General features: G+C 60.0%; 2 protein-coding genes. One reads left to right on the top strand and one right to left on the bottom strand.

The window, feature by feature from the left end; translation table 11 throughout:
- Positions 1 to 75: 75 nt before the first annotated feature.
- Entirely contained in the window at positions 76 to 324 is a 249-nt protein-coding gene (locus tag FJY68_14045) for a hypothetical protein (GenBank protein MBM3332943.1), read from the bottom strand.
- Positions 325 to 1,703: 1,379 nt separating this feature from the next.
- Between FJY68_14045 and FJY68_14040 the strand changes: the two genes are divergently transcribed.
- On the top strand, positions 1,704 to 2,075 hold the full coding sequence (locus FJY68_14040; protein ID MBM3332942.1) for a hypothetical protein: 372 nt from the start codon (positions 1,704 to 1,706) through the stop codon (positions 2,073 to 2,075).
- Positions 2,076 to 2,813 lie beyond the last annotated feature (738 nt).

The raw sequence follows: 2,813 nt of genomic DNA, 5'->3' as shown, positions 1-2,813 counted from the left end.
GCGCCAGGGATTGACCAGCGCATACTCCTGCTCCCGGCGCTCGACCTTGACGCGCTGGTTGATCGTCAGGTAACATCAATCGTAGCAGCAATGCGCAAAGGGGGTCACGATGTGCCCGGGCCGGCCCGATACGGGTCCACCTTGCCACACCAGGTGTCCGACGCCGTCGGTGCCAAAGACTACCTTGTGTGCGCTATTGTCACCGTTCAAAGTACGCAGCACATTCTGACTACCGGTGACCAAGGCATCGCTGGTCCAGCCGGCCCATGCAGTCGTTACGCAGACTGCCGCGATTGCGAGAGCTATCGCGAACCTGCTTCTCATCTTCTCCTCCTTCTGTTTGTTTGCGGTCCCTGATTCCGACACCGATTGCCACGAAGACCGGAAAGGGTTAGCCACGGATAAACACTGATGCTCGGGCCGATTCCCAACTCCGAATCGGTGTCCATCTGTGGTTTATCGTTTCCTTCGTGTTTCCGTGGCTCATCTCGGGAATCGGGCACCTTCTTCTTGTCGTTTCCTGCCGCCTCGGGCGGGCCGGTCAGGAAGACCCTTGAGCTCCAGCCATGCTGGCCCCGACTCCGAAATCGATAGCCACGAAGACACGAAACCGAATGAAGGGGAACCGAAGCGGACACCACAGATTTCGCAGATTCGGTTCCGGAATCCCGGACATCTGAGTAATCTGCGTCATCTGCGGATACTCTCCTGTCCGTTTCGTGCCTTTCGTGCTTTCGTGGCTTTGACATCGGATTCAGAGCCTGTCGGCTCGACTCCATCGTCCCGACCAGCGTATCCACCTTCTGCAACATACTATTCAACCAAGTTGGATAATAATATCCGTGGGCGTACTCCTGTCAATAAGCTCCTGTGATGGCTAAAATGATTACTTTCAGTCACTTACGGCAGAGTGCTCTGCTGAGTTCCTGCAGGGGTAGCTCACTGCTTGCCCCCAGTGAGAAGTTCCACGCCGCAATGAGGCCGCCACGAATGTGTCCTTGGCGGCCGTGATTCACTCAGGTCGGAACGCCGTCTGGATTGCGGAAGCGAGACTGCCGCTTTGCCCGGAAGACGCGGGTCTGCGGTCGCCCTCACGCGGTTCGGGTGGAGCTTGGGTGCAGAACCGGGTGCAGTTCAAAGCACCCGCACCAGAACCGCGCGACTTGATGCCGTCCTGAGTTCGGCAGTTGACTCCACGCTGATGGCGTGACTGGTCGCCGCGTTCAACTCGCGGCTGAACGGCCAAGTGAACGCCGCGCTCACGGCCGGGTCGGACCAGACGCCGACAGCGGCGCTGAGATCCGGAGCCTACGCAGCGCTGGTCGCAACAGTGATCGCGCGGTTGCGTGCCGCACTGAGCCGGGCGTTCTACCTGGCGCTGAGGCCCGCGCCAAGTCCTTGATTGATGGCCATGGTGACGGTCGTGTTGTGTTCGGCCTTGAGCCCGGCAGTCACCCCCGGATTGACCCCCAGGTCGCCGGCGCAAGTCCCGGCTCAGGTCTCGGTCCGGAGGTCGCCGGGTCCACAGCAGCGCATCCGCTACGCGCTGTGAAGATCCATGTTACGTTCCGGGCTGGAGGGAACTCTAATACCGGTGAAGGCCAAGTGGACTAATGACCAATGACCAAGCCCCAATGGCCAAGACGGCCCAGAAGGTCCGAGAAGTCAGTAACCAGGCCTGACGGCCTGAAAGGAGACTCACTATGTCTGATGTAACCCGCAGACTGTCGCGCTGGAAGGCGAAGTACTCGCCCGAGATTGCAGCGCAAACAACAGCCCGCATCTATGCCGAAATGTGCGAACGCTACCAGGCTTCGCTCGTAGCTCTGTGCGCGATGGAAACGGACACGAAACAGGTGCTATCCGCAAGCGGCATCGACACGATGTTCATAGTCTTCTACCTCGACTACGCCCGGCAGTTGTTCCGTCTCTCTCACGGACGCACGATTTCCGGCCCGACCCTGGCGCGCGAAGCTCAGGTGCTCCTGGAAAAGTGGCAGCGCCGCGGTCTCGACCCGTCAGTCCTTGCCGCCATCCGCTTCGATGTCTTCAGCGTCCCCGCGCCCGAACCGTAGCCGCGGCTGCGCAGCCGACGGCGCAAGTCAGCGCCCGTGCCGGACGCACGACCAAAAGCCGGAGCGTCGCTCCCGCGCCCCGGATCACAGGTCGGCTCGTCCTGACCTAGCCGCCCCTTCGTTTCATCCTGTTTCGTGTTTTCGTGGCAGACCCCCGAACCTTGGCGTTCTTGGCGTCCTTGGCGGTTCTTGGACGTCCGGGTTCCGGGGTTCTAGGGTCCAGGGGTTCTGGCGAAATCTGCGGCATCTGCGGTTGCTCGCCCCGGTGCTTGCCGGCACATCTCACATCTCTCATCTTCCATCTCACATCTTCACTTTGTGTCTTTGTGCCTCTGCGGTGAGTGCCCGGATTCGGAGCGTTCGGGCGGCTTTCCCGGCTGGACAGGTGCGTCGAGTAGCGGTAGACTCTACCAGTGAACTTGGTGCGAGTGTTCCATTTGACGCCCGACGCCGTAGCGTAGAGATGGCACCCGTCGGGCGATGGTCGTGCTTCAGAGACGCAGCAAGAACTGAGGTCTGGAGGGGATATGAGATCTGTAAAGGATGAAGTCCGCCAGATCCTGGAGAAGCTCCCGGAGGATGCTTCGCTTGAGGATGTCCAGTACCACATCTACTACGGAGAGCACTAAATGTTTGACAGCTTGAGGTCATGTTGCCGCATATCGGACGTGCTCTTCCGCAAAGTAACTCCTGACCACTTCTGGCTGGCGTTGCCGGCTGCGTAGGTAGGATCGGGCC

The sequence above is a fragment of the candidate division WOR-3 bacterium genome, from assembly GCA_016867815.1.
In the GTDB taxonomy this organism is placed as follows: domain Bacteria; phylum Hydrothermota; class Tepidihabitantia; order Tepidihabitantales; family Tepidihabitantaceae; genus UBA2258.
The sequence above is the reverse complement of the archived record's forward strand: the minus strand, read 5'-3'. Positions and strand labels throughout refer to the sequence as shown.

Bases quoted from the DNA above. Each gene is read 5' to 3' on its own strand.
- FJY68_14045 (MBM3332943.1), bottom strand. From the start codon at position 324: ATGAGAAGCAGGTTCGCGATAGCTCTCGCAATCGCGGCAGTCTGCGTA.
- FJY68_14040 (MBM3332942.1), top strand. From the start codon at position 1,704: ATGTCTGATGTAACCCGCAGACTGTCGCGCTGGAAGGCGAAGTACTCG.